This is a genomic window from Herbaspirillum sp. FG34 (genome assembly GCF_057809315.1).
Genome location: NZ_JBMDJS010000015.1, coordinates 66287 through 89122, shown reverse-complemented (window position 1 = coordinate 89122; position 22836 = coordinate 66287). Strand labels below are relative to the sequence as shown.

16 protein-coding genes and 1 pseudogene are annotated in these 22836 nt (G+C 59.6%); 6 read left to right on the top strand and 11 right to left on the bottom strand.

Features of this window, described 5'->3' with window-relative positions; translation table 11 throughout:
* The first annotated feature begins 2 nt into the window (after positions 1-2).
* Together thiD and thiE are read left to right on the top strand one after the other, a co-directional pair.
* Positions 3-869, top strand: coding sequence for a bifunctional hydroxymethylpyrimidine kinase/phosphomethylpyrimidine kinase (gene thiD / locus ACODSZ_RS17995; protein WP_488928195.1), 867 nt, complete (start codon positions 3-5; stop codon positions 867-869).
* A gap of 1 nt (position 870) precedes the next feature.
* Positions 871-1503: a thiamine phosphate synthase gene (thiE, locus tag ACODSZ_RS17990; protein ID WP_488928194.1), complete on the top strand. Its 633-nt coding sequence runs from the start codon at positions 871-873 to the stop codon at positions 1501-1503.
* A 442-nt stretch (positions 1504-1945) separates the two neighbouring features.
* Here thiE and ACODSZ_RS17985 read toward each other — a convergent pair whose 3' ends face one another.
* From ACODSZ_RS17985 to aroQ, 7 genes are all read right to left on the bottom strand, one after another.
* On the bottom strand, positions 1946-2407 hold the full coding sequence (locus tag ACODSZ_RS17985) for a hypothetical protein (protein ID WP_488928193.1): 462 nt from the start codon (positions 2405-2407) through the stop codon (positions 1946-1948).
* 223 nt (positions 2408-2630) lie between these two features.
* Positions 2631-3101, bottom strand: coding sequence for a hypothetical protein (locus ACODSZ_RS17980; protein WP_488928192.1), 471 nt, complete (start codon positions 3099-3101; stop codon positions 2631-2633).
* Positions 3102-3126: 25 nt separating this feature from the next.
* A complete protein-coding gene (locus tag ACODSZ_RS17975) occupies positions 3127-3792 on the bottom strand; it encodes a GAD-like domain-containing protein (protein ID WP_488928191.1) in 666 nt (221 codons plus the stop codon).
* Positions 3789-4910 (bottom strand): polymorphic toxin type 15 domain-containing protein, encoded by a 1122-nt coding sequence (locus ACODSZ_RS17970; RefSeq protein ID WP_488928190.1) that lies wholly within the window; start codon positions 4908-4910, stop codon positions 3789-3791. The genes ACODSZ_RS17975 and ACODSZ_RS17970 overlap by 4 nt, the downstream gene beginning before the upstream one ends.
* A 488-nt stretch (positions 4911-5398) precedes the next feature.
* Complete coding sequence (locus ACODSZ_RS17965) at positions 5399-5893, bottom strand: Dps family protein (protein ID WP_008334773.1); 495 nt, start codon at positions 5891-5893, stop codon at positions 5399-5401.
* A gap of 235 nt (positions 5894-6128) precedes the next feature.
* Positions 6129-7370 carry an MFS transporter gene (locus ACODSZ_RS17960; protein ID WP_488928189.1) on the bottom strand — a complete coding sequence of 414 codons (1242 nt, stop codon included), beginning with the start codon at positions 7368-7370 and terminating at the stop codon, positions 6129-6131.
* Between the two features lie 192 nt (positions 7371-7562).
* Positions 7563-8132: a gamma subclass chorismate mutase AroQ gene (aroQ, locus tag ACODSZ_RS17955; protein ID WP_175342865.1), complete on the bottom strand. Its 570-nt coding sequence runs from the start codon at positions 8130-8132 to the stop codon at positions 7563-7565.
* A 107-nt stretch (positions 8133-8239) separates the two neighbouring features.
* Here aroQ and ACODSZ_RS17950 point away from each other — a divergent pair, with 107 nt between their 5' ends.
* The 4 genes from ACODSZ_RS17950 to ACODSZ_RS17935 all read left to right on the top strand — a co-directional run bounded on the left by ACODSZ_RS17950 (position 8240) and on the right by ACODSZ_RS17935 (position 18958).
* A complete protein-coding gene (locus tag ACODSZ_RS17950) occupies positions 8240-10519 on the top strand; it encodes a UvrD-helicase domain-containing protein (protein ID WP_488928188.1) in 2280 nt (759 codons plus the stop codon).
* Positions 10520-10622: 103 nt separating this feature from the next.
* A complete protein-coding gene (locus tag ACODSZ_RS17945; protein WP_488928187.1) occupies positions 10623-10763 on the top strand; it encodes a hypothetical protein in 141 nt (46 codons plus the stop codon).
* Positions 10764-10862: 99 nt separating this feature from the next.
* Complete coding sequence (locus tag ACODSZ_RS17940; RefSeq protein ID WP_488928186.1) at positions 10863-18563, top strand: two-partner secretion domain-containing protein; 7701 nt, start codon at positions 10863-10865, stop codon at positions 18561-18563.
* An 11-nt stretch (positions 18564-18574) separates the two neighbouring features.
* Positions 18575-18958: a hypothetical protein gene (locus tag ACODSZ_RS17935; protein ID WP_488928185.1), complete on the top strand. Its 384-nt coding sequence runs from the start codon at positions 18575-18577 to the stop codon at positions 18956-18958.
* A 68-nt stretch (positions 18959-19026) separates the two neighbouring features.
* On the opposite strand, the pseudogene ACODSZ_RS17930 reads toward ACODSZ_RS17935, so the two are convergent.
* From ACODSZ_RS17930 to ACODSZ_RS17915, 4 genes and pseudogenes are all read right to left on the bottom strand, one after another.
* Positions 19027-19506 (bottom strand): annotated as a pseudogene (locus tag ACODSZ_RS17930) (IS3 family transposase); the annotation flags it as partial.
* Between the two features lie 216 nt (positions 19507-19722).
* A complete protein-coding gene (locus tag ACODSZ_RS17925) occupies positions 19723-20832 on the bottom strand; it encodes a J domain-containing protein (protein WP_488928184.1) in 1110 nt (369 codons plus the stop codon).
* 65 nt (positions 20833-20897) lie between these two features.
* Positions 20898-21803 (bottom strand): carbohydrate kinase family protein, encoded by a 906-nt coding sequence (locus ACODSZ_RS17920; protein WP_488928183.1) that lies wholly within the window; start codon positions 21801-21803, stop codon positions 20898-20900.
* 51 nt (positions 21804-21854) lie between these two features.
* Positions 21855-22817 (bottom strand): sugar-binding transcriptional regulator, encoded by a 963-nt coding sequence (locus tag ACODSZ_RS17915; protein WP_008334792.1) that lies wholly within the window; start codon positions 22815-22817, stop codon positions 21855-21857.
* Positions 22818-22836: the final 19 nt, after the last annotated feature.

Genomic DNA, 22836 nt, shown 5'->3' with positions numbered 1-22836 from the left:
GCATGCAGGCAGCTTATCGCTCCACGCCGCCCTGCGTGCTGGTCTTCTCCGGATCCGACCCCAGCGGCGGGGCCGGCATGCAGGCCGATATCCCGGCCATCACGGCACTGGGTGCGCATCCCTTGTCGGTGCCGACCGCATTGACGGTGCAGGACAACGTCAGCGTTTTTGCCGTGCATGCGCTCGATCCGGCGCTGGTGCGGCATCAGGCGCAGGTGTTGATCGATCGCTTCGCCATCGCGGCGGTCAAGCTCGGCATCGCCGGCAGCCGTGAAAATGCCGAAGTAATCGCCGACCTGATTCGCCAACTGCGTGTGCACGATCCGCACTTGCCGGTGGTGCTCGATCCGGTACTGGCCAACGGCAAGGGCGACCAGCTCTCTCGCGACGATGCCGCACGCGTGATCGAGCCGCTTTACGAACTGGCCACCGTGATTACCCCCAACCTCAACGAGGCGCGGCGTCTCTGTGGCGACGATGAACCGGCGCGGCAGGCGGCCTTGTTGATGGAGCGGGGCTGCGCGCACGTGCTGCTCAAGGGCGGGCATGGCCCGCAGGAGCAGGATGTGATCAATCGCTGGTACGGACAATTGTTCCGTTCCGAATTTGCGCAAGAGGCCATTGAAAGCGCACGCTGGCGCTGGACCCGCCTGCCTGATGAATTCCACGGCAGCGGCTGTACGCTGGCCGCCGCTCTGTCGGCCTGCCTGGCGCGTGGCCTGCCCATGCGCGAGGCCATCGACCTGGCGCAGCAGTACACGCAGCAGGCGCTGTCGACGTCCTATGCGATTGCTGACGGGCAGCGCATCCCCAATCGCGTGCCTGCCTTTGAACCTGTTATTGATGCCGCCGTTGCGGCAGGAGCCTGACATGAAACCCGAGTACGCAACGCATCTGCGCGGCCTCTACATCGTCACACCCGATTGGGATGACACCGCCCAATTGCTGGCCGCTACCGAACTGGCCTTGCAGAACGGCGCCGCGCTGGTGCAGTACCGCCACAAGACCGCTGGCGTGGAGCAGCGCCGCGCGCAAGCGTCGGCATTGCTGGCGCTGTGCCGGCAATATGATGTGCCGCTCATCATCAATGATCATGTAGACCTGTGCCTGGAGATCGATGCCGATGGCATCCACGTCGGTGGTACCGATGCCTCCATTGCCGAGGTGCGCAAGGCCGTGGGGCCGGAGCGCATCGTCGGGGCCTCGTGTTACGGTACGCTGGAGCTGGCCCATGCTGCGTATCGCGATGGTGCCAGTTATGTCGCCTTCGGCGGCTTCTATCCGTCGCGCGTGAAAAAATATGATTTCCGGACCGCACCGGAAATCATTGCGCAATCCAAGCGCGAGATCCCCTTGCCGGTGGTCGTGATCGGCGGCATCACGCTGGAGAACGCGCCGCCGCTGGTGGCACAGGGAGCTGATATGGTGGCGGTCATCAGTAGCGTCTATCTGGTGCCGGTGGAGGAGCGCATGACGCGGCAGTTGGTTGATCTGTATCGCTGAGGCGCATCTTTCATACTCTCTGACCGTTCGGACTGAGTAGACCCGCAGGGTCGTATCGAAGACGCACTGAAGACACTCCAGTGCAACTGCGCCTTCGATACGCCGCAGGGCGGCTACTCAGTCCGAACGGTAAGTGAATGACCAAAAAAATGCAAAAGGCGGCGCGCCGGTATCTGATGAACCTCGTCCCGAGTCATTCAGAATTTGAGCGGTTCGACGCCTATGTACGATGTGATGAAGTGCTCTTGCATACTTAACCTGTCCCGGCGAACTCTGGATCGCCTCGCCGAAGTTGCTAACAAAATAGTTGAATCTTTCGTCTCTCACCTCATTTCCTTGCCACGACAGGTTCCAATTTGAAATTCATGAACGGGCCCGATGTCTTGGAACCAGGTCGGCCAGTGTCACGGAAGGAAGAAATCTTTGGTCGTGCCTTTCCTCTTCAATGCTTTTGGGTAAACGGTTTGAGTTTTGGGATCCACTTGTCCCAAGCGCCGCGCAGGAACATGGTAAGAGCCTTCTGGGAAACGTTTTGATCGTGAAATCCTGTGAGGGTTATTCCAAGTTTGAAAAGAACAATGAATCCAAGGTATGTGAACGGGTTGCCGTCCTCCGCGAGCAGCTTCGCAAGAACGGCGCTTTCTTCGTCGAGAAATATATTGTTGTCCTTGAATCGGATGTTCTCCATCTGCAGCCCAAAGCCGATGTGAGATACGGTTTCGGCAGATCCGGGCGAATAGCCTATATTCGTGAAGCTGCGGAATTCCACTCTCTGCTTCAGATGATTGAAAGTGACGCTGTCTGCGGGACCATAAATTTTCTCAATTTCTTGAGGCGTCATACCAAAGCATATTTTCCCCGCTCCAATATACGGGACGAGTTCAAATAATTCTTTTTCATTCATTTTTTCGCCACCTTAAAAATGTGTTCTTTTCACGATATTTTATGTATTAAGGCACTGGCTACTTATCGAGAAGATCATCGTTGATCCGCTCTCATGCTCTCAAGATTTTCGTCCCAATGACGGCGAGAAAAAGCAGAAAATGCTAAATCGTCGTCAGCTCCGACATCTGGAATATTTTTTTGTATTCGCGAATTCCATAGTCTTTTTCACTTAGGTGAGCCATTTATTTTGTAAAGGTCTCGGAAGATAAGGCTTCATTTTTCTTTGATGGCCAGTCATCCCATCTTCCTTTTGCGAAAGCCGTTACCGACTTGGCACCGTCATCGTCGTGCAAAAATCCATTCACTGCTAATCCCAGTTTGAGAAAGATACTCACGCCAAATATTGTTAGCGGAGCATTGTCCCAATCATGCAGAAGCTTGAATGCGTGCGTGCCCGGAACCTCGAACAAGTTAAGTCCATTCAATTGGACGTTTTGGAGATTGGGGTACAAGCTGATTTCTAACAATGTTTCATCCATTTCCGAATAGGTTAGTTGCAGACCGTTGTTGCTCCAATATTCTGTCAACTCCTCCGAGCCTCCGCTTTTATCGATAGATAAAGGATTGCCTATAAGTTGATGAACCTCGTCCCGAGTCATTCCAAATTTGAGCGGTCCGACGCCTACGTACGATGTAATGATGTGTTCTTGCATACTTGACCTGTCCCGGCGGTACGTTTCAAGAGTCGAGCAACTGTTCGATATCGATCCCGGAGAGTGGCAATTCCGGCTCGGCGAACTGGCGGAGAATCGTCAGGTGCACATTGGCATTCACCTTGACTACATTTTCGAGGAGAATTTTTCCTCCTAATACGATAGCGGGCTCGAACCCATATATTTCATGCGGTGCAAGCGGGCCTAGCTTGGATCTGGCGCGTTCAAAGAGCAGCTCTCCGTTCTCGTCTTCCATGTCAAACTTGGCTGGCTTGCTGAATGCGAAGAACGAACGGACGGAAGAATCCTGGCGTTCCTTAGTTTTTGCTTTCAATTCATTTTGTAGAGCGGTGACCAAATTGAGCGCGCAATGAATCGTGGCGCTGCACCCGGTCTTCTCGCCGCATACATAGAGAGTGCCAAATGCCGATCTTGCAATTACATGGAACGCGTCAATTTCATCCAGGCCTGTGTCGGCTAGCCACTCATCAACTAGGTCTTCATAGTCATCAGGGTCAACTGTGCAAAAGAGGCCATTCGCATATTCGCACCATCCTTCTTGCTCCCAGTATTTCAGTAACTTATCTGGCAGCTTGTCGCGCCATTTCTCAAGGCTTGCGGTGGGCACTGGGGAACGCTGGGTGGCCTCGCCAAATTTGCTAATAAAATATTCGAATCCTTCGTCTCTCATCTCATTCCCCTGCCACGGCAAGGCTCCAGTTTGACATTCATTTTCTGATTTCCTCGACCGTTATCGATGGCATGCTTGGCTTCGCGATCCATCTCCTGCACCCTGGTCAGCGGTTTCTGCCCCGAATTCTGGCTTCCGGGTGGCGTGTAAGCCTGGTTCCAGCTTGCTCCAATTGACTTGTTCACGTCAGCGCGGCCAATACGCGACGTCTTGTGCTGCATCCAACCTCCCGCGACCATGTCTGGCTCATGCAGTGCAGCTAATTTTCCCATCAGTTCTTTTGCACGAATTGCGGCCTGTTTTTCTGCCTTTGCATCACTCATGCCTTGGTTATGCAGGCTGTCGCCAATACTATTCGAAATTTGATCAAGGACCTGTTTCCGATGCCTGTCCTGCGCGGCGTTGGCCGCCGGATTGCGATTCATCCTCTTAAACGCATCTCTCGCCATCGCATATTCGCTCGCTGTCAGACTATTGATGGCCTCCTCTTGACGTCTGAGCTGCTCCGCCATTTCTTTCAGAAATGCCTTCTGTTCCTCCTTGCTCATCCGCATGAATTGTTTCTTGTCATAGGGATGGAAGCAAGGCACTTTAAACGGCCGGGCCTTGACGGTGACATCCTTCTTCGGGTCTTTGGGCTTTTGGGGTCCAGGCGCAGCTTCTCTGGCGACTTTAGCTTCGCGGGCAACCCTGGCGGCTTCCTCCGCCTCCTTTGCCGACTTGGCCGCTTTGGCAAGTTCTTCTGCCTCATGCGCGCCCTTGCCGACCCGGGATGCCGTTCCTGCACCCTTTGCCATGCCGACCGCTCGCTTGGCAACCTTGCCTGCCGTCGTGACTACCTTGCCACCCGGGATCATGCTCGCCGCAGCAATTCCCGCTTCAACGTAATCGCCCTCGGCGGTATAGATCGCCGCGTCGATCGCACCCGTGATGACCGACAACCCAGGAACGAAACTGGCCACGCCCAGCACACCGTGCACCCAGGGACTGGACTTCTGCCAAAACGTTTTCTCAGCCGCAGTCTCTGCCTTGATGGCTGCGTTGGCTCCGCCACCGTGCGGCTCGATGTGCGTGAACGACCTGTCAGCCTGTTCGAGGATGACGCCCTTGGTCGTCATGACACCGCATCCCGCGTCATGTCGACCGGGGCGCAGCGCAACTCGCTTAGCCCAAGCCAGGTGTGATCGGCCGAGCGCGCAAGAGCAAAGTCGCGTGAACAGCGCTCGCTGGCGTCAAGCCGGTTGTCTAGCGGTTCATGTTGGGAGACGAGGTGAAACGGGGAAACCCGCCGCAGAATGCGGGCGTAGAGAGTGTCCGGAAGCAGCTTTTCCAGACCCGGGGGCGCTTTGGGCATGCGAAGATCCTGTGCTCATCAAGTATCCCTCCCTGATGCAACACTGGCCCGCATTCTAATATTTCCTTGCGGAAATTCTCAACTCCCGGATGATGACTTCGGCAATGAAGCGCTGAAGACGCGACAGACTGACACCGGGCCTGCCGAGGCTATCGCTCGATAAAAAAACAGCCCCGGCCGAGTGAACGACCGGGGCTGCAGGATACAGCGTGCGAGCGCTTTACATGCCTCGCAAAAGAACCAACTCTGGCGTCAGCCTTCCAGCAGGCTGCGCAGCATCCACGCATTCTTTTCATGCAGCTGCATGCGCTGGGTCAGCAGGTCGGCGGTCGGTTCGTCAGCGGCCGCATCGACGGTCGGGAAGATCGAACGCGCGGTGCGGGTCACGGCTTCCTGGCCGGCCACCAGCTGGGCGATCATCTCTTGCGCATTGGGCACGCCTTCGGCTTCGGGGATCGAAGACAGCTTGGCGAATTCCTTGTACGAACCCGGTGCCGGATAACCCAGCGCGCGGATGCGTTCAGCAATCAGGTCCACTGCCAGTGCCAGTTCGTTGTACTGGCCTTCGAACATCAGGTGCAGGGTGTTGAACATCGGACCGGTCACGTTCCAGTGGAAGTTGTGGGTCTTCAGGTACAGCGTGTAGGTGTCTGCCAGCAGCTTGGACAGGCCGTCAGCAATCTTCTTGCGGTCCTTGTCGTTGATGCCGATGTTGATCGAGGGGGCTGCCACATTCTTCTTTGCCATCATTCGCTCCTTAGCTGTTCGGTTTTTCGTAAGCGGGTACATAACACTGCGCACTCCGCGATTCTATTGCAAATCGCAGACGGACAAACTGCGACCACGCAACTATTGATGAGACAGTGGGGCCGACGTTCCCTATTTCAATCGATTTTAGAGATAAATGCACGCCTATAAATCAATCGGGCCGATAGATCAAAACCTATCAGCCCGAGGTGCACTGCCTGCAATCGCAATCAGATCAAGTCTTCGCGCCCTGCTGCGCACTGCGATACAAGGACAGCGACAAGGCCACGCCACCAATGGCCGCGATGGCGGCAAACAGGAACACCTGCGCATACCCCAGCTGTCCTGCGATGGCCCCGGCCAGCGGGCCGGTCACGCCCAATGCCAGATCGAGGAATACCGAATATGCCGCCAGTGCCGCGCCACGATTGGCCGGCGACACCAGGCTGACCGCTTCCACCCCCAGCGACGGGAACACCAGCGCAAAGCCGAAGCCGGCCAGGCCCGCGCCCAGCAGCGCCAGTGCCGGCGTGGTGGCGCTCCACAGCAGCAACAGTCCGACGGACTCGGTCAGGAAGCACACCACGGCTACGCGATATCCGCCAAAGCGCGTAATGACATTGGCAAACAGCAGGCGCGCACCGACGAAGGCGGAGGAGAAGGCGGTCAGCGCAAAGGCCGCCCCGCTCCAGTGCTGGTCGGCGTAATAGAGGGTGATGAAGGTGGCGATCGAACCGAAGCCGATGGTGCCGAAGGCCAGGCCCATGCCATACGCAAACACCTTGCGCAGCACCAGTTTGAAGGACAGCTGTTCACCCGGGACCACCGGCGTGACCGGACCACCGCGCGCCAGCAGATAGCCCAGCACGGTGAGCAGCATGCCCGTCAGGCCGATCACGGCAAAGCCCAGCGAGCGATCCAGCACCACGCCCAGCGGGGCGCCGATGGCCAGCGCGGCATAGGTGGCAATGCCGTTCCAGGAGATCATCTTGGCGGTGTTCTCCGCACCCACGCGCCCCACGCCCCACATGATGGCGCCGGTGCCGACCAGACTCTCGCCCAGGCCCAGGAAAGCGCGGCTGGCAAACAGCAGTACCAGCGACAGGAAGGGCAGCGGCTGCGCCAGGGCCGACAGCAGCAGCAAGCCGCCGCTGGCCGAGCACAGCAGCATGCCGCGCATGACGGTGTGCTTGGCGCCCATGGTATCGATCATGCGGCCGGCATTGGCGCGGCTGACGAAGGTCGCGAAATACTGCACGCTGATGCCCAGGCCCGCGATCACCGAGCTGTAGCCCAGGTCGAGGTGGATGTAACCCGGCAGCACCGCCATCGGGATACCGATGGCCAGATAAACCAGGAAGGTGAAGAAGGCGGTGGCAATGATCTGCCGGGTGACCCTGGCCGGCGTCAGCGGACGCGGCGCGGCGGCAGGCAAGGACGTGCCGGTGGAACTGGGACTACAGGAATCGTCGGACATGGCGGGAAAATCGGAACGTGAATCCGGAACAACAAGCCGGAAGAGAAGGCCGCGCGCGCCGGTGTGCGCGTGAACAGCAACCCGAATTCTACTCCCGCCCTAAAAATGCTGCAGGACAGCAAAAGATTTTTGCCTGTCAATTCAGCAACTTAGTCGTTTTTGTGCGACGGCATGTTGCCGCCCGGGCGCATGTCAATGCTGGCAGCGCAGCGCTTCGGTGGCCCGCGCGCGCACGGCCGGCGCATAGTCGGCGCCGAGGATTTCCGGTTCCAGCTCGGCCAGATCGCGCTGCACGGCCGGTTCGCACCAGTGGCCGTTCAGGCGTGCCAGGGCCGCCAGCAGGTCAGGCGTGAGGCGATCCAGGACCGGGCGCACCTGCAGCGCCAGGTCAGGCGGATTGGTGAAGGGCGGGCGTTGCTCCACGCGCCACTGGCGATGCAGGTCGCGCTGCACGATCTTGCCGGCCTCGAACTGGTCCTGGAAGAAGCGCCGCGCCCAGGCGGCATCCAGGCCCAGTTTCTGCGCCCGTGCGGCCACGTCGTCGAGAATCACCGCTTCGCGTACCGGGTCGTCGATGGGGGCGTGCGAGTTCCACTTGCTGCGGGCCACGGGCGTGGCCACATCCAGGCGGGTCTTCTGCAGTGTCAGCAGTTGTTCGACATCGCTGCGCGAGGCCGGTGGCGGCGGCGTGGCGCAGGCGGTGAGCAGCAGGGCGGCCAAGAGGGGGAGGGCGTAGAGGGGGCGGGAAGACAGACGGCGCATGAGCGGGAGCGTGGTGAGTTGAAAACGGCTGTGGATAAATCAACTGGCCGCAGTATAGCGCTGCGCCTGCCCGCCCGGTCATGGCACGCGCCCTTTATAATCGCGGGATGCAAAATCTTCTCCACAACCTCAATGAAGAGCAGCTCGCCGCCGTGACGCTGCCCGCGCAATCGGCGCTGATCCTGGCCGGTGCCGGTTCCGGCAAGACCCGGGTGCTGACCACCCGCATCGCCTGGCTGATCCAGACCGGGCAGGTCTCGCCCTCGGGCATCTTGGCGGTGACCTTCACCAACAAGGCCGCCAAGGAAATGACCGCGCGCCTGTCGGGCATGCTGCCCATCAATACGCGCGGCATGTGGATCGGCACATTCCATGGACTCTGCAATCGTCTGCTGCGCGCGCATCATAAGGATGCCGGACTGCCGCAGACCTTCCAGATCCTCGATACGCAGGATCAGCTCTCGGCCATCAAGCGTTTGTTGAAGCAGATGAACGTGGACGACGAGAAGTATCCGCCGCGCAACCTGATGTACTTTATCAACAGCGCCAAGGACCAGGGCCTGCGCGCCAAGGATGTGGATGCCTACGACGACTACAACCGCAAGTTCGTCGAACTCTACGAGCTCTACGACCAGCAATGTCAGCGCGAAGGTGTGGTCGATTTTGCCGAGCTGCTCTTGCGCACCTATGAATTGCTCTCGCGCAACCAGCCCTTGCGCGAGCACTACCAGGGCCGCTTCCGTCACATCCTGGTCGACGAGTTCCAGGACACCAACGACCTGCAATACAAGTGGTTGAAACTCATGGCCGGCCAGCACGGTGCGGTCTTCGCGGTGGGCGACGATGATCAGAGTATCTACGCTTTCCGTGGGGCGAACGTTGGCAACATGTCGGCCTTCGAACAGGAATTCCATGTGGAGAACCTGATCAAGCTGGAGCAGAACTACCGCTCGCACGGCCATATCCTCGACACCGCCAACGAGCTCATCGCCAACAACAGCAAGCGTCTGGGCAAGAACCTGCGCACCGATGCCGGTCACGGCGAGCAGGTGCGCGTCTATGAAGCCACCAGCGACCTGCAGGAAGCGCAGTGGATCATCGAACAGGTCAAGGATCTGATCGCCGAAGGCTGGGCGCGTAGCGGGATCGCCATCCTCTATCGTTCCAATGCGCAGTCGCGCGTGCTGGAACATGCGCTCTTCAGCTCGGCCATTCCCTATCGCGTCTATGGCGGCCAGCGCTTCTTCGAGCGCGCCGAAATCAAGCACGCGATTGCCTATCTGCAGCTGATGGACAACTTGCACAATGACTCGGCCTTCCTGCGCGTGGTCAACTTTCCCACGCGCGGCATCGGTGCCAAGGCCATGGAGTCCTTGCAGGATGCGGCGCGCCAGTATGGCTGCTCGCTCTATGCCGCCGTGCCTTATGTGGCGGGCAAGGCGGGCTCATCGTTGAACGCCTTCATCAAGCTCATCGAAGGTGCGCGCTTCGAGACCCAGCATCTGCCGCTACCCGAAATGGTCAAGGTGGTGCTGGACCTGTCCGGCCTGATGACCCACTACCGCAACGAAAAGGAAGGCGCCGACCGCATCGAGAACCTGGAGCAATTGGTCAGTGCTGCTACGCTCTTCGTCTCGGAAGAAGGCTATGGCCTGGACGCCCCGGCCTTCCTCGGCCCGCAGGCGCAACCCACGGCCGGTACGGCCATCACCACCGCGGATGGTGTGGAAGTGCTCGATGCCGATGCCCCGCTGGTGACCATCATGTCGCCGCTGTCGGCCTTCCTCTCGCATGCTTCGCTGGAGGCGGGCGACAACCAGGCCCAGGCCGGCCAGGATGCCTTGCAGCTGATGACGGTGCACTCGGCCAAGGGCCTGGAGTTCGATGCGGTCTTCATCACCGGCATGGAAGAAGGATTGTTCCCGCACGAGAACAGTGCCAAGGAAGAGGGCGGCGTGGAAGAAGAGCGCCGCCTGATGTACGTGGCCATCACGCGGGCGAGGAAGCGCCTCTTCATGACCTTCTCGCAGACCCGTATGCTGCACGGCCAGACACGCTACAACATGCGCTCACGCTTCTTTGATGAAATGCCGGAGCAGTCGATCAAGTGGCTCTCGCCCAAGATCGCCCAGCATCACTGGTTCGCCAATCCCAAGTCGGCCTGGGATGAAGTGCCGGAGGCGGGCAACAACAAGATTGCCCAGAGCTTCTCGCGCCAGACCGATTCCGGCTGGCGCATCGGTCAGAACGTGTCGCATGCCAAGTTTGGCGAGGGCGTCATCGTCAACATCGAGGGTGGTGGTGGCGCGGCACGGGCGCAGATCAACTTCGGCAAGTTCGGCATGAAGCTGCTGGATCTGTCGGTGGCCAAGCTGGAGAAAATCTGAAGGTCCACTGTCGCTGTTGAGGTGGTGTTGAAGGGGAAAACGCCCCGTTGTCTTGAAAAGGACAACGGGGCGTTTTCCATTTTCGGCGCATTTCTGAATTTCCATGCTCCTGCGGGACCTGCGCCGCAAAGCCGCACCGGACAAGGATTCAAAAGGAATTGAGATGCCAGAAAAACAAGTGTTGGTTTTTGCCGACAGGAAAACTTCCCGCGTGATGAAAAATCACCCTTCCTCGTTAACCTAAATTAACATCCAGCCCCTGGCAAGCAAAGCGTTTCCAACCGGCAACGACAAACAACAAAGCGCTGACCGGTCACAACAACAACAGCTCCAGGGGTGCTCCTTGAATCGTCAGCGTTACCGGCTGGTTTTCAACCGGCCTCGTGGCCAGTGGATGGCCGTTGCAGAAATCGCCTCCGGCCTGCGGCCGCAAGGTGGCAGCGCGTGTGGTGGTACGGCCACGGCGGGCCTGTTGTCGTCGGTCCTGCGCTTCTCGCTGCTGGCCGTATCGGTGGCGCTGACCATGAACACGGTGGCCCATGCGCAGATCCTCGGCGACCGCAACGCCCCGCGCAACCAGCAGCCCACCGTGCTGGTCACGCCCAATGGCGTGCCGGTGGTCAACATCCAGACGCCCAGTACGGCCGGGGTGTCGCTCAACAGTTATCGGCAGTTCGATGTCGGCGCCCGTGGCGCCATCCTCAACAATGCCCGCAGCACCACGGCTACGCAGCTGGGGGGCTATGTGGCTGGCAACCCGTGGCTGGCCACGGGAGCTGCGCGGGTGATCGTCAACCAGGTCAACTCGGCCAACCCCAGCTACCTGCGCGGTTACCTGGAGGTGGCGGGGGCGCGGGCCCAGGTGGTGGTGGCCAATGCGGCCGGCATCAGCTGCGCGGGCTGCGGTTTTCTCAATGCCAGCCGCGCCACCCTCACTACGGGCGTACCGCAGATAGTCAGCGGCCAGCTGGAGAGTTATCGGGTGGCGCGTGGTGCGGTCCGCATCGAGGGCAATGGCATGGATGGCAGCCGCACCGACTACGCCGAGATCATCGCGCGCGCAGTGCAGGTCAACGCGGGCATCTGGGCCCCGGAACTCAAGGTCAGTACGGGCCTGAACACGGTGAGTGCGGATCACACCAGCGTGGTCCCTGGCGTAGCCGCCACCGAGGCCGCACCGGCGGTGGCCATCGATGTGGCGCAACTGGGCGGCATGTACGCGGGCCACATCTACCTGAGCGCCACCGAACATGGGGTGGGTGTGCGCAATGCGGGCGCCATCGGCGCATCGGTAGGGCAGGCCGTGGTGACGGCCGACGGTCGCCTGGAAAACAGCGGCAGCCTCACCGCCAAGGGTTTGCTGACCGTGCAGACGAACGACGGCATCAGCAATACCGGCGAGCTGGGCAGCCAGAGCGCGGCCCGCCTGGCCACCAGCGCGCTGGACAATCGCGGCAGCATCGTCAGTGCCGGTGCCTTGAATGTGCAGGCCAGGGGGGCGCTGCAAAACACTGGCAGCATCGGTGGTGAAGGCAAGGTGCAGATGAGCGCGGCCAGCATCGACAACCGCAGCAGCATCGGCAGCAGTACCGACCTGGCGCTGCAGGCGTCGGCGGACATGCGCAACAGCGGACAGGTGAAGGCGGCGCAGTCGGTCGATCTCAAGGTCGGTAGTCTCGACAACAGCGGCGGCCTGATCCGTTCGGACGCCACCGTCCACGTGCAGGCCGCAGTGCTGCGCAACGATGACACCCAGGCCAAAGACCAGGGCATGGAAGGCGCCACCGTCAGCGTCGCCGCCGCCGAGATCAGCAACCGTCAGGGTGCCATGCGGGGCGATGCCATCACGCTGGTGGCCGACAGCCACATCGACAACCAGGGCGGCCTGATTTCCGCCACCCGCAGCGCGACCCTGAGCGATGCCAATCCGAGCGGCCGTGCGCTGGTCATCGACAACGACAAGGGCACCGTCATCGCCGGACAGCAGACCAGCGTGTTGGCCTATTCCTTCACGGGGGACGGCAGGTTCCTGAGCCAGAAGGACCTGCGCATCGATCTGGTGGGATCGATTCTTCATACCGGCCAGATAGGGGCCAGTGGCGACCTCGACCTGCGCACGACGGGCCGGTTTGCCAATACCGGTGCCGTCGGGGCGGGCGGCACGCTCATGCTGACGGCAGCCACCATCGACAATCGCGCCAGCGGCTCGCTGGTGGGCAATAGCGTGTGGCTCAAGGCCACGGACATCCACACCTTCATCAACCGTGGCGTGATCGATGGCGTCAACACCGTCATCGAGAGCAGTACCGTCAACAACCTCGGCACGGGGCGCATCTATGGCGACAACGTCGCCGTCGGTGCCGATGTATTGAACAACCAGGCCGAGACCGTCGACGGCGTGACCAGCGCCCCGGTGATTGCGGCGCGCAAGCGGCTCGACATCGGTGCGGGCGTCATCAACAACAGCGAGCACGCGCTGATTTATTCGGTGGGTGACATGGTCATCGGCGGGACGCTGGATACCGACAAGAAGGCCAGCGGCAGCGCGCGCGAACTCAACAACAGCAGCGCCACCATCAACGCGGAGGGTAACCTGACGATAGCGGCCGGGACCCTCAACAACACCAATGCGCATCTGGAGACGACGGACCAGACCCGGCCGGGCAATCGCATCATCAATTTCCGGCTCAATGGATCGTCGCAATTGCTGGATTCCAATTCGGCCTGGCTCTACAACCGCGGTTCCGGCGAGATATTGAACGCGGCCGACTGGCGCGCCATGGGGGATGAAGACAACTATCGCCTGCTGCTGCCCTCGACCGCCTATCCTGCAGAACGCTACGGCCCGCCGTTTGACTATTCGCGGGGCGCACGCGGAGACGATGCGGTGGCCATTGCCTATGTGCCTGCCTACAGTCAGGGGACGATGGGAGATGCGGACGCGGTCTACTATCCGGCCATCATCAATTACACCTCGACCGACCGCGTCTGGTCGGTGATGGGGGTAACGCCGCCGGAGGATCCGGGCGCGGGTCCTGGTGCGGAGCCGCGTCCTGGCGAGATGTGCTACGAGTCCTGTGTGCAGGTACCGCTTCCGGCCGGCGTCCATGAGGCGTGGAAGTCGGCCTACGACGTGTGGAAGCCCAAGTACGATGCGTACGTCGCAGCGCTGCTGGTGCTCAATGACAAGATCACCGCCTTCAACAACAACGTCAACAGCCGCTCCTACCGCGAGTGGACCATCTACGACGGCACCGAGCAGATCACCCGCACCGTCGTCACCCGCAGCGATCCGGGCATGATCACCGCCGGCGGCAACATGAACCTGGTGGCCGGTAGCGTCAACAATTACGCCAGCCAGTTCATTGCGGGCGGCACGGTGGCCGGCGACAGCGTCAACGGCACCACCATCAACAACACCGGCCCGCTGGGTCGGCAGCGCGTGGTCTCGACGGGCTCGGCCAGCTACACCTACGTCAAGAGCCACTCCTTCAGTGCCGACGACCGCCGCTATGACAACGCGCCCTATGTGTCGCAGGAGATCGTCACCTACTTCCCGCTCGACATCACACCAACCAACGGAGCAGGCCCGAACCACCCGGCTTCGATAGGTTCGGCCAGCATCCGCATCGCCAACCTTGACCTGACGCTACCCAACAATGCGCTCTTCCAGATCAACGCGGGGCCGGTGCAGCGCTATCTGGTGCAGACCGATCCGCAGTTTGTGGGTACGCGCAGCTGGTTGTCGTCGGACTACATGCTGAACCAGCTGGGCATCACCAACAGCGTGCGGCAACTGGGCGATGGATTCTATGAACAGCAACTGATCCAGCGTCAGGTGCAGCAGATCACTGGTCAGCGATATCTGTCCGGATACAGCAGCAATGAAGCGCAATACCAGGCGTTGATGAACGCGGGTGTGCAGGCGGCGCAGGCCAGTCGTTACACCGTGGGCGTGGCGTTGACGGATGCGCAGATTGCGGAACTCAAAACGGACATCGTCTGGCTGGTCAAGCAGACCGTTACCCTGACCGATGGCAGCACGCAGGAAGTGCTGATGCCGCAGGTGTATATCCACGCTTCCAATGTGGAAGTGACTGGCCAGGGCACGCTGATTGCGGGCAATGACGTGGCCTTCCAGACGGCGCAGGATATCGTCAACAGCGGCGGCACGATTGCCGGGCGGCAGAGCGTGTCACTGGCGGGGAACAATGTGCAGAACCTGGGTGGGCGCATCAGTGGGGGTGCTGTCACGGTGGCGGCTGCACAGGACGTCAACAATATCGGCGGCACCATTGATGCGCGCACTACGCTGGTGGCGACGGCAGGCCGTGACATCAACAGCGCTGCAACCACGGTAGCCACGGCCAATGCGGTCACCAGCGGCACCAACATCAGCCAGAACGCATCGATGTCGGTCTCCGGGAGCAATGGCGCACTGACCGCAGTGGCCGGGCGCGACATCAATCTCAAGGCCAGCAGTACCTCGGCTGACAACGCAACGCTGGTTGCGCAGCGGGACGTGAACCTGTCCACGGTACATGAGACGTCACAAGAAAAAATCAGCTGGGACAAGGACAACCGCGCCGAAGTCAACCGTGACAGCGCCATCGGCAGCGCGGTAGAAGGCAAGGAGATCAGCGTCACGGCTGGCCGTGACATCAATGCGCAGGCAGCCTACGTCAATGCCGAAGGCTCGTTGTCGGCCACGGCGGCCAACAACATCAACATCGGCACCGATGTGAGCACGGCCAGCGCGCGAGACCAGCACAAGAAGAGCGACAGCGGCGGCATGCTGGCCTCGCGCACGGTTACCACGGATGACAGCAGCAGCCAGGCCATCAATCAGGGGACGACCTTCTCGGGCAATACGGTGGCGGTGCGGGCGGGCAATGACATCAACGTCAAAGGTAGCAATGTGGTCTCCACATTGGGGACCGGCATGGTGGCTGGCAATGACGTCAACATTGTTGCCGCAGTGGATAGCAGCACCAAGAGCAATTTCCGTCAGGAGAGAACCAGCGGCGTGATGGGATCAGGCTTCGGCGTGACCATAGGCACCCGAGAGCAAAGCCATGACGGAAAGACACAAGACCAGACGGCTTCTGCGTCTACCGTGGGTAGCACGGATGGGAACGTCAGCGTTGTGGCGGGCAATCGCTATGCGCAAGTCGGCAGCGATGTGCTGGCGCCGAAGGGGGATGTGGATATCGCGGCCAAGTCGGTCGAGATCCGTGCGGCAGAGCAAGCCAGCAAGAGCACCACGGAAGACAAGTTCAAGCAAAGTGGCCTGACGGTGGCGGTGACCAGCCCGGTGATCTCGGCTATCCAGACGGTAGATCAGATGGCGGAAGCGGCGAGCAAGACCAAGGATGGTCGCGTAAAGGCATTGGCTGCGGCGACAGCAGGCATGTCGGTCTACAGCGCCGTGGGAGAGATGCAGAAGGGCGCTACCGAGGGTTCAGCCAACATCGGCATCAGCGCTACGATTGGCAGCAGCCAGAACAGCAACCGCACGGAACAGAATACGGTGACGCAGCGGGGTTCTGCCCTTGCTTCGGGTGGCAACATGAGCATCCGTGCTACAGGCGATGGCACCAACAGCAACATCACCATTGCGGGCAGCGATATCAACGCCAAGGGCGATCTGGCATTGAGGGCGGACAACGATATCAATCTCATCGCTGCGCAGAACTCGGACGAACAGCATAGTAACCGGTCGTCCTCGTCCTGGGGAGTGGGCATCACTGCGCAGATTGGTAGCCAGAGCAAGTTGGGCTTTACGGCCAATGCTGCGGGTAGTCGCGGCAATAGCGATGGCAAGGATGTGTCCAACGTGATGACGCAGGTGCGTGCGGGTGGGCAGGTCAATATCGATTCGGGACGTGATGCGAATCTGGTTGGAGCAATTGTCTCGGGTGAGAAGGTCGTGGCCAATGTGGGTCGTGACCTGAACATCGCCAGCGTACAGGACACGAGCAGCTTCAAGAGCCGGGATCAGAGTATCGGTGGCAGTGCGACCATCGGTTATGGATCGGGCGCCAGTGTCAGCGCGAGCCGTAGTCGTGTGGATGCGGATTACGCGAGCGTGGGTCAACAGGCCGGGATCACGGCAGGCAATGGTGGATTCCAGATCAACGTCAAGGGCAATACGGATCTGAAGGCTGCACAGATTGCCAGTACGGATCAGGCGGTGGAGCAGGGCAAGAACAGCCTGATTACGGGAACGCTGACCAGCAGTGATCTCCAGAATCGTAGTCAATACTCGGCGCAGAGTCAGAGCGTGAGTGCGGGCACGTCGCAAGGCAAGCCGGGTGGCGGCATCGGCATTGGGAATGCCTCGGGTAGTGAGACGAGCGTGACGCGTAGTGGTGTTTCTGGTGGTGCCGTGACGATCAAGGACGCACAGGCGCAGCAGGCGAAGACAGGTCAGAGTCCGGATCAGGCGGTGGCCTCGTTGGATACGTCGGTACGCACTGGCAAGGACAGCAGCAATAGCCTGGCGAAGAACTGGGATGGTAATCAGCTACGTGAGGATGTGGAGGCGCAGGCGAAGATTACGCAGGCGTTTGGGCAGCAGGCGGCCAAGATGGTGGGTAGCTATGCGGATGCGAAAGAGAAGGAGTTGAGGCAAGCAGCCAGCACAGCTGCGCAGAACGGAGACCAGACGCAGGCCGATCAGTTGAATGCTGATGCCGATCAGTGGAAAGAAGGTGGGGCCTATCGTGCTGGCGCACATGCGGCCATTGGATTGCTCGCTGGTGGTGTTTCCGGGGCATTGGGTGCCGCGGCGAGTTCAGCGCTGATGCCTGATATTGCTGAGCAGGTCAAAAAGTTAGGACTGCCACCAGCAGTGGAAAGTGCAGTGTCGCTGGCAGCTGCGGCAGGGATTGGTGCGGCTGTTGGAGGAGGTGCCGGTGCGGCGAGTGCCTATAACGTGGATCTAAATAATCGACAGTTGCATGAAGCTGAGCCAGCTACATTTAACCGTCTCTTGAAAGGGAAAACGCAAGAGGAGCAGAGAAGATTGATTGATGCGGCATGCGCATTGACTCATTGCTCGGCGGGTGTTCCTGACAATGACCCGATGAAGGGAGCGCTGACTGCCTCTGAACATCGAGGTCAGAACTATATGCTGGAGCAGTCTCAGCTTAAGAGTGAAGGCCTCTTTACCTACGGATCGATAGATCGACTCGTGGACCTGCTGACACGCTACCAAGTTTCAAACCGCTCGGTAGGCGCCGTCCAGGGGCTTACATCCACGTTGGGTGGTGGTCTGATCGTTGGGTCGAGTTGCGTTACTGTCGCGGCTTGCGCATTAGGCGTTACAGCAGGAGGTATTGCGTTTGACTATGGATATGCCGGGTTCAAGCAGTTGGTGACAGGCGATATTGCCTCGACGTACGGTGAGCAAGTTCTGCAAAGTTTTGGGCTTAGTCCCAATATGGCGGCACTGCTGTATAACAGTATTAACATCGGGGCCATGGCAGGGGCCGCTTTGACTAATCAAGTGAGTAAGGTAACGGATGTTAAACTCGAAGCCCCGCAAAACTCCCTTCCAATGAAGGGCCCTGGTGGCGGTGCCAGTTTGGTGGATGACAATGTGTTTAATCTGGCAGAAAGGGAGCTGCTTCCAAGCACGTCGGGTTCGTTGACCGGTAAATTTGAGGTTGCTCCGAAAAATGCGCCTGTAGATCAGGTACGCTCGATTCAAAGACAAAATGAGGCTGCAGAAACGCTATCAAGATCCGGATTGCAAGTCGAAAACTTGCCTAACACAGGACGCCCAGGAGCAAATCCTGATCTGAAAATCAATGGCGATGTGGCAGACGTCTATGCACCGACTACCGGAAATCCCAAGTCTATACGGGATAAGATTGTTGAAAAGGTGAATACTCAAGCACCGACTATTGTGGTGAACCTGGCAGACTCTCCTCTAACAGCCTCAGACGTTGCTCAGTACGTTCAACGTAATCCGGTCGCTAATATGAAGTCCTTATTCATAATGAAGAGTGGGAAGGTTTATTTTTTGGAGGTCAAATAATGTCCATATCAATGGATCTGGAAGCCGACTATCGTCTCGAAAAAGAAGTTATTCTCAGCGTCCTTAGCCAGCTAAAAGTAACGAATATTTTCGAAAAGGAAAATGGCTTCACCGGGAATTTTCCGGACTCGAACATGTACTTTTATTTTTCCGAGGAATTCTCTGATCCAGCACTTAGGGCAGAAAATTGGGTAGAAAAAATTACTTGGGATGTAAAGATGCGGATGGTTTTTTATTACGTTATTGCCACTTACGATCTTTGTAGTGAGCAGCTGCACCAGTTTTTGAAATTGCTAAGTCAATCCTGTTCAGCTAACTATATTTTATCTTTTCAGTATGAGAAGGTTGTTGCGATTCGAAATGAACGCGGGCTCAAGTTTTTACATGATTTTTGAATTGTTGGCGGGAGTGATCGTTGGCATGGTAATCCCCCCATTTCTAACGTTTGCTAGAAGTAGAAAAGTCAAGCAGCCATGGCCAGCCGCTGTTTCGGGGTAAATCCGCCCAAGGCCATGTTAGGGCGTTCATGGTTATAGGTCCACATCCAGTTGCTCGCGAATTGCTGAACGTGTTCCAAATCATCCCAGTGATACTGAGATAGCCATTCATAGCGGACAGTCCTGTTGAACCGTTCCACATAGGCGTTCTGCTGCGGCTGGCCCGGCTGGATGTACTGCAGCTCAATGCCCGTCTGCTGCGCCCACTGTGTAATTGCGGCGCTCAGGTACTCTGGGCCGTTGTCGCATCGAATGGCGCTGGGCTTACCGCGCCATTCGATGATTTGCTTGAGGCTACGAATCACTCGCTCCGATGGCAGCGAGAGATCCACTTCGATGCCCAGTGCCTCTCGATTAAAGTCGTCGATCACATTGAATAGGCGGATGCTTCGCCCATCTGCAAGCTGGTCGTGCATGAAGTCCATCGACCAGGTCTGGTTGAATCGCCCCGGCTGCACTAAACACTTTCCAGCCTGTTGAAATACTGCTGTTCGAACAGTACCGGAGAAACGTTGCCGCCATAGGAATGGCGACGTTTCGGGTTGTAGAACATCGCGATGTGCGTATTTGCCGCATGCTCATTAATCCCATCCAGATCGCTTGCCTCTACCGGAGTTGCCATTAGGCCGGAGAAGCAATCCCACCGCTCCCCCAACACCCCCTCAAAACTCCCCCATCCCCCTTAGTCTCTGTTGCTTCAGCCAGACCTTGATCTGCTGGACATCCTCGAAATCCACCAACATCGACCGCAGCGCCTTGCCGTCTTCGCGCATCCAGGTCATTTCCTTGTTCAGATCGCGCACGACGCTCTTGGGTGACACGCGCGCTAACGGCGGCAGTCCATAGGTTTGCCTGAAATGCTGCTCGACGTGGAAAATTTCCTGATCCAGCTCTGCCAGCTGTTCCTTGAGAATCTGGTTGTAATGCTTCAATCGTTCCGCACTGATGTCGTTCAATGCAGCCTGGTCGATATGTTCCAGTTCCAGCTGGAGCTCAAGCAGTCTGAGCAGATCGTTCTTTTCATATGCCTGGTTGACCTGCTGCATCAGCAAGGTCTTGCGTTCACGCTCGGTGGCGTCAGGTTCGCGGTCAGGATGCAGGGCGCTGGCCAGCTTGCGGTAGACAGCGCGGATGGATTGGCTCAGTTCGGTACGCTCAGTCTCGCGTTTGACTTCCGCCGCGCGCTGGCGGGGCGACTTCTTCCGGCTGGCGCGACGCTCCTCGCGTGCTTGCTCCGCTGCCAGCTGCTCCCGCTCCCGCTCCTCGAGCAGGGCTTCCATTCGCTGCATGATCTCTTCCGGCGTTGCACTGCCCAGGTCGTCACCCAGATCAATGTCCAGCATGTCTTCGATTACCTCCCTGACCTCGTTGAGATCCGCTTCGGCCTCCAGGTCATAGTCGGACGCACTGTGCTGGTTGTAGATGAGCTTGAGTTCCGGGTCATCATTCTTCACAAGCAGGCGATGCGCCATGTCGGCAATCAGTTCCGAGAGCATGCCCCGCTCACCCTTGGTCAAGCCCTTCTGCGGCCATGCTTCATGCAGACGCCGGACCAGCCTGCCATTGAGCTCCTGCAACTCCCGGTCCAGCGGCAGGAATTGAGCAAGATACTTTTTCTGGAAGTCCGCCGTGGCACTCTCCCATTCCTGCAGACCAGCGCGCCGCTTGCCAATCTGCTTGATCAGGTCATTGAACTTCTTCTGGGCTTGCGAGAGGGGCGCTTCCTGGCTGGCATCGGCAATGCTGACGCTGCGCAGAGGGGGTTTATTCATGGAAGTCAGGGGGAGTAATTCAGAAGCAGGGATTCTAACCGTACAGGGGGAACGCAAATAATCGGTCAGCCGCGGCCGATCATGGCTTGTACTTCGTCCCACGTGGCGGCATACGCGCCCGCCTTCGAGGCCGCAATGGCCGCGCCGGCCGCCGCACATTGCAGATGGACCTGGGCGGGGGCCTCCGGCTGGCGCAGCTGGCTGGCAATCCAGCCGCCCATGGAGGCGTCACCGCAGCCCACGGTATCGATTACCTCGACACGATAGGCCGGCTGGTCGATGACCTGCTCGCCCTTGATCCACTGCATGCCCCTGGCGCCCAGGGTGTACAGAATCTCCGCCTGCGGGGCCAGGGATTGCAGGGTGGCCAGCGCATTGGTATCACCGGGGAAGAGGCGCTCCAGGTCTTCGTCGGAAACCTTCACGTAGTGCGACAGCGACAGCAATTGCTGGAACAGGATGCGATACGACGGGCTGTCCATCAGCTTGCGCCAGTTCGGATCGAAGGCGATCTTCTTGTTGCGCAGTGCCGCTTCCTGGGCGATCTGCAACAGCCGCGAGGCCAATGGTTCGCGGGTCAGGCTGATGCAGCCGAAGTGCAGTACGCGCGCCTCGTCCAGCCATCCGGCCGGCAGGCGCTGCGGGTCGAAATGCAGGTCGGCGCTGTCGTCGCCGATGAAGAAGTAATCAGGCGGCGTGGTCGAGGTCACCATGGCCAGCAAGGGGGCCTTGGCGTGCTGCTGGGTGAAGCGCATGTCCAGTCCGGCCGCTTGCGTCAAGGCATACAGCTCGGCCCCGAAGACATCGGTGCTGACACTGCCGGCATAGCCGGTGGCCACGCCCAGCCGGGCGGCGGCGCGCGCCACGTTCCAGCAGGCACCGCCAGGAATGGCGCGCCACTGGCCGTCAGGCTGGCGGATGAAATCGGTCAGGGCTTCGCCGAAGACGACGAATGCGGCGCTCTGGGTCATGCTGGTCTCCGTGGGCTTGTCGTTGTGTAAGGTAGTCAATGCGTAGCTGGCTCAATCCTGCAATGCGTGGCGCGCGCAGGTCTCGTCGGTGACGAGACCCGTGAGCCAGCCGCCGCGCAAGGCCGCACGCACGGCGTCGGCTTTCTTGCTGCCGCCGGACAGCGCGATCACGGGCCGTTGCGGGGCCTGCGCCAGCGGCGGTGTGGTCACCCGTGCGGCCAGCGAGGAGCTCAGCATGGCGCCGTCTCTATCGAAGGCGTGGCAGATCATCTCGCCTACCGCGCCCTGGCGCTGCAGGTCGGCCACTTCTTCATCGTCGATGAAACCGTCTTCGTGCATCGCGCCCTGCAAGGCGATGGTGCCGATGCCCAGGAAAGTCACATCGGCGCGCTCGGCCAGGCCGGTCACGATCTTGTAGGCGCGGTGGTTGCACCATTGCTGGCGGTCGCGTTCACTTTCGGCCACGCGCGGGGCGGGCAGCAGGTAGAAGCGCGCGCCCAGTTTTTCTGCGGCCTGCAGGGCCACGTCGTAGCGGTTGGCCGAACCGTCGGAGGCGAAAGCACCAATCATCGAGACGATCTGGTGCTGCGGGCGCTCCAGTTCCGACAGGCGCTCGATGGCCGCCTTGAGCGTGCGCCCCGAGCCGACATTGACCACCAGCGGCGCCTGCGAACTGAGATATTGCTCCATCACCTCGGCCCCGGCCACGGCCAGCATCTGCTGCACTTCCTGCGATTCGTTGGGATTGTCCGCACCGCCCGCCCCCGGCACTACCCGGCAGACTTCCAGCCCGTAGCGCTCTTGCAGGCCCTGCGCCAGCTCCAGGCAGGAGGAGACCGGATGCGTGATCTGCACCCTCACCAGGTTGGCATCGGCCGCATAGGCCACCATGCGCTGCGCCATCTGGCGCGAGATACCGAGCCGCTCGGCAATTTCGTTCTGGGTGTTGCCGGCCACGTAGTACATCCACGCGGCGCGCGCCGCCAGGTCCAGTTTGGATGCGCTGCTAGACATGTTCTCCTCGCCAGCCGCC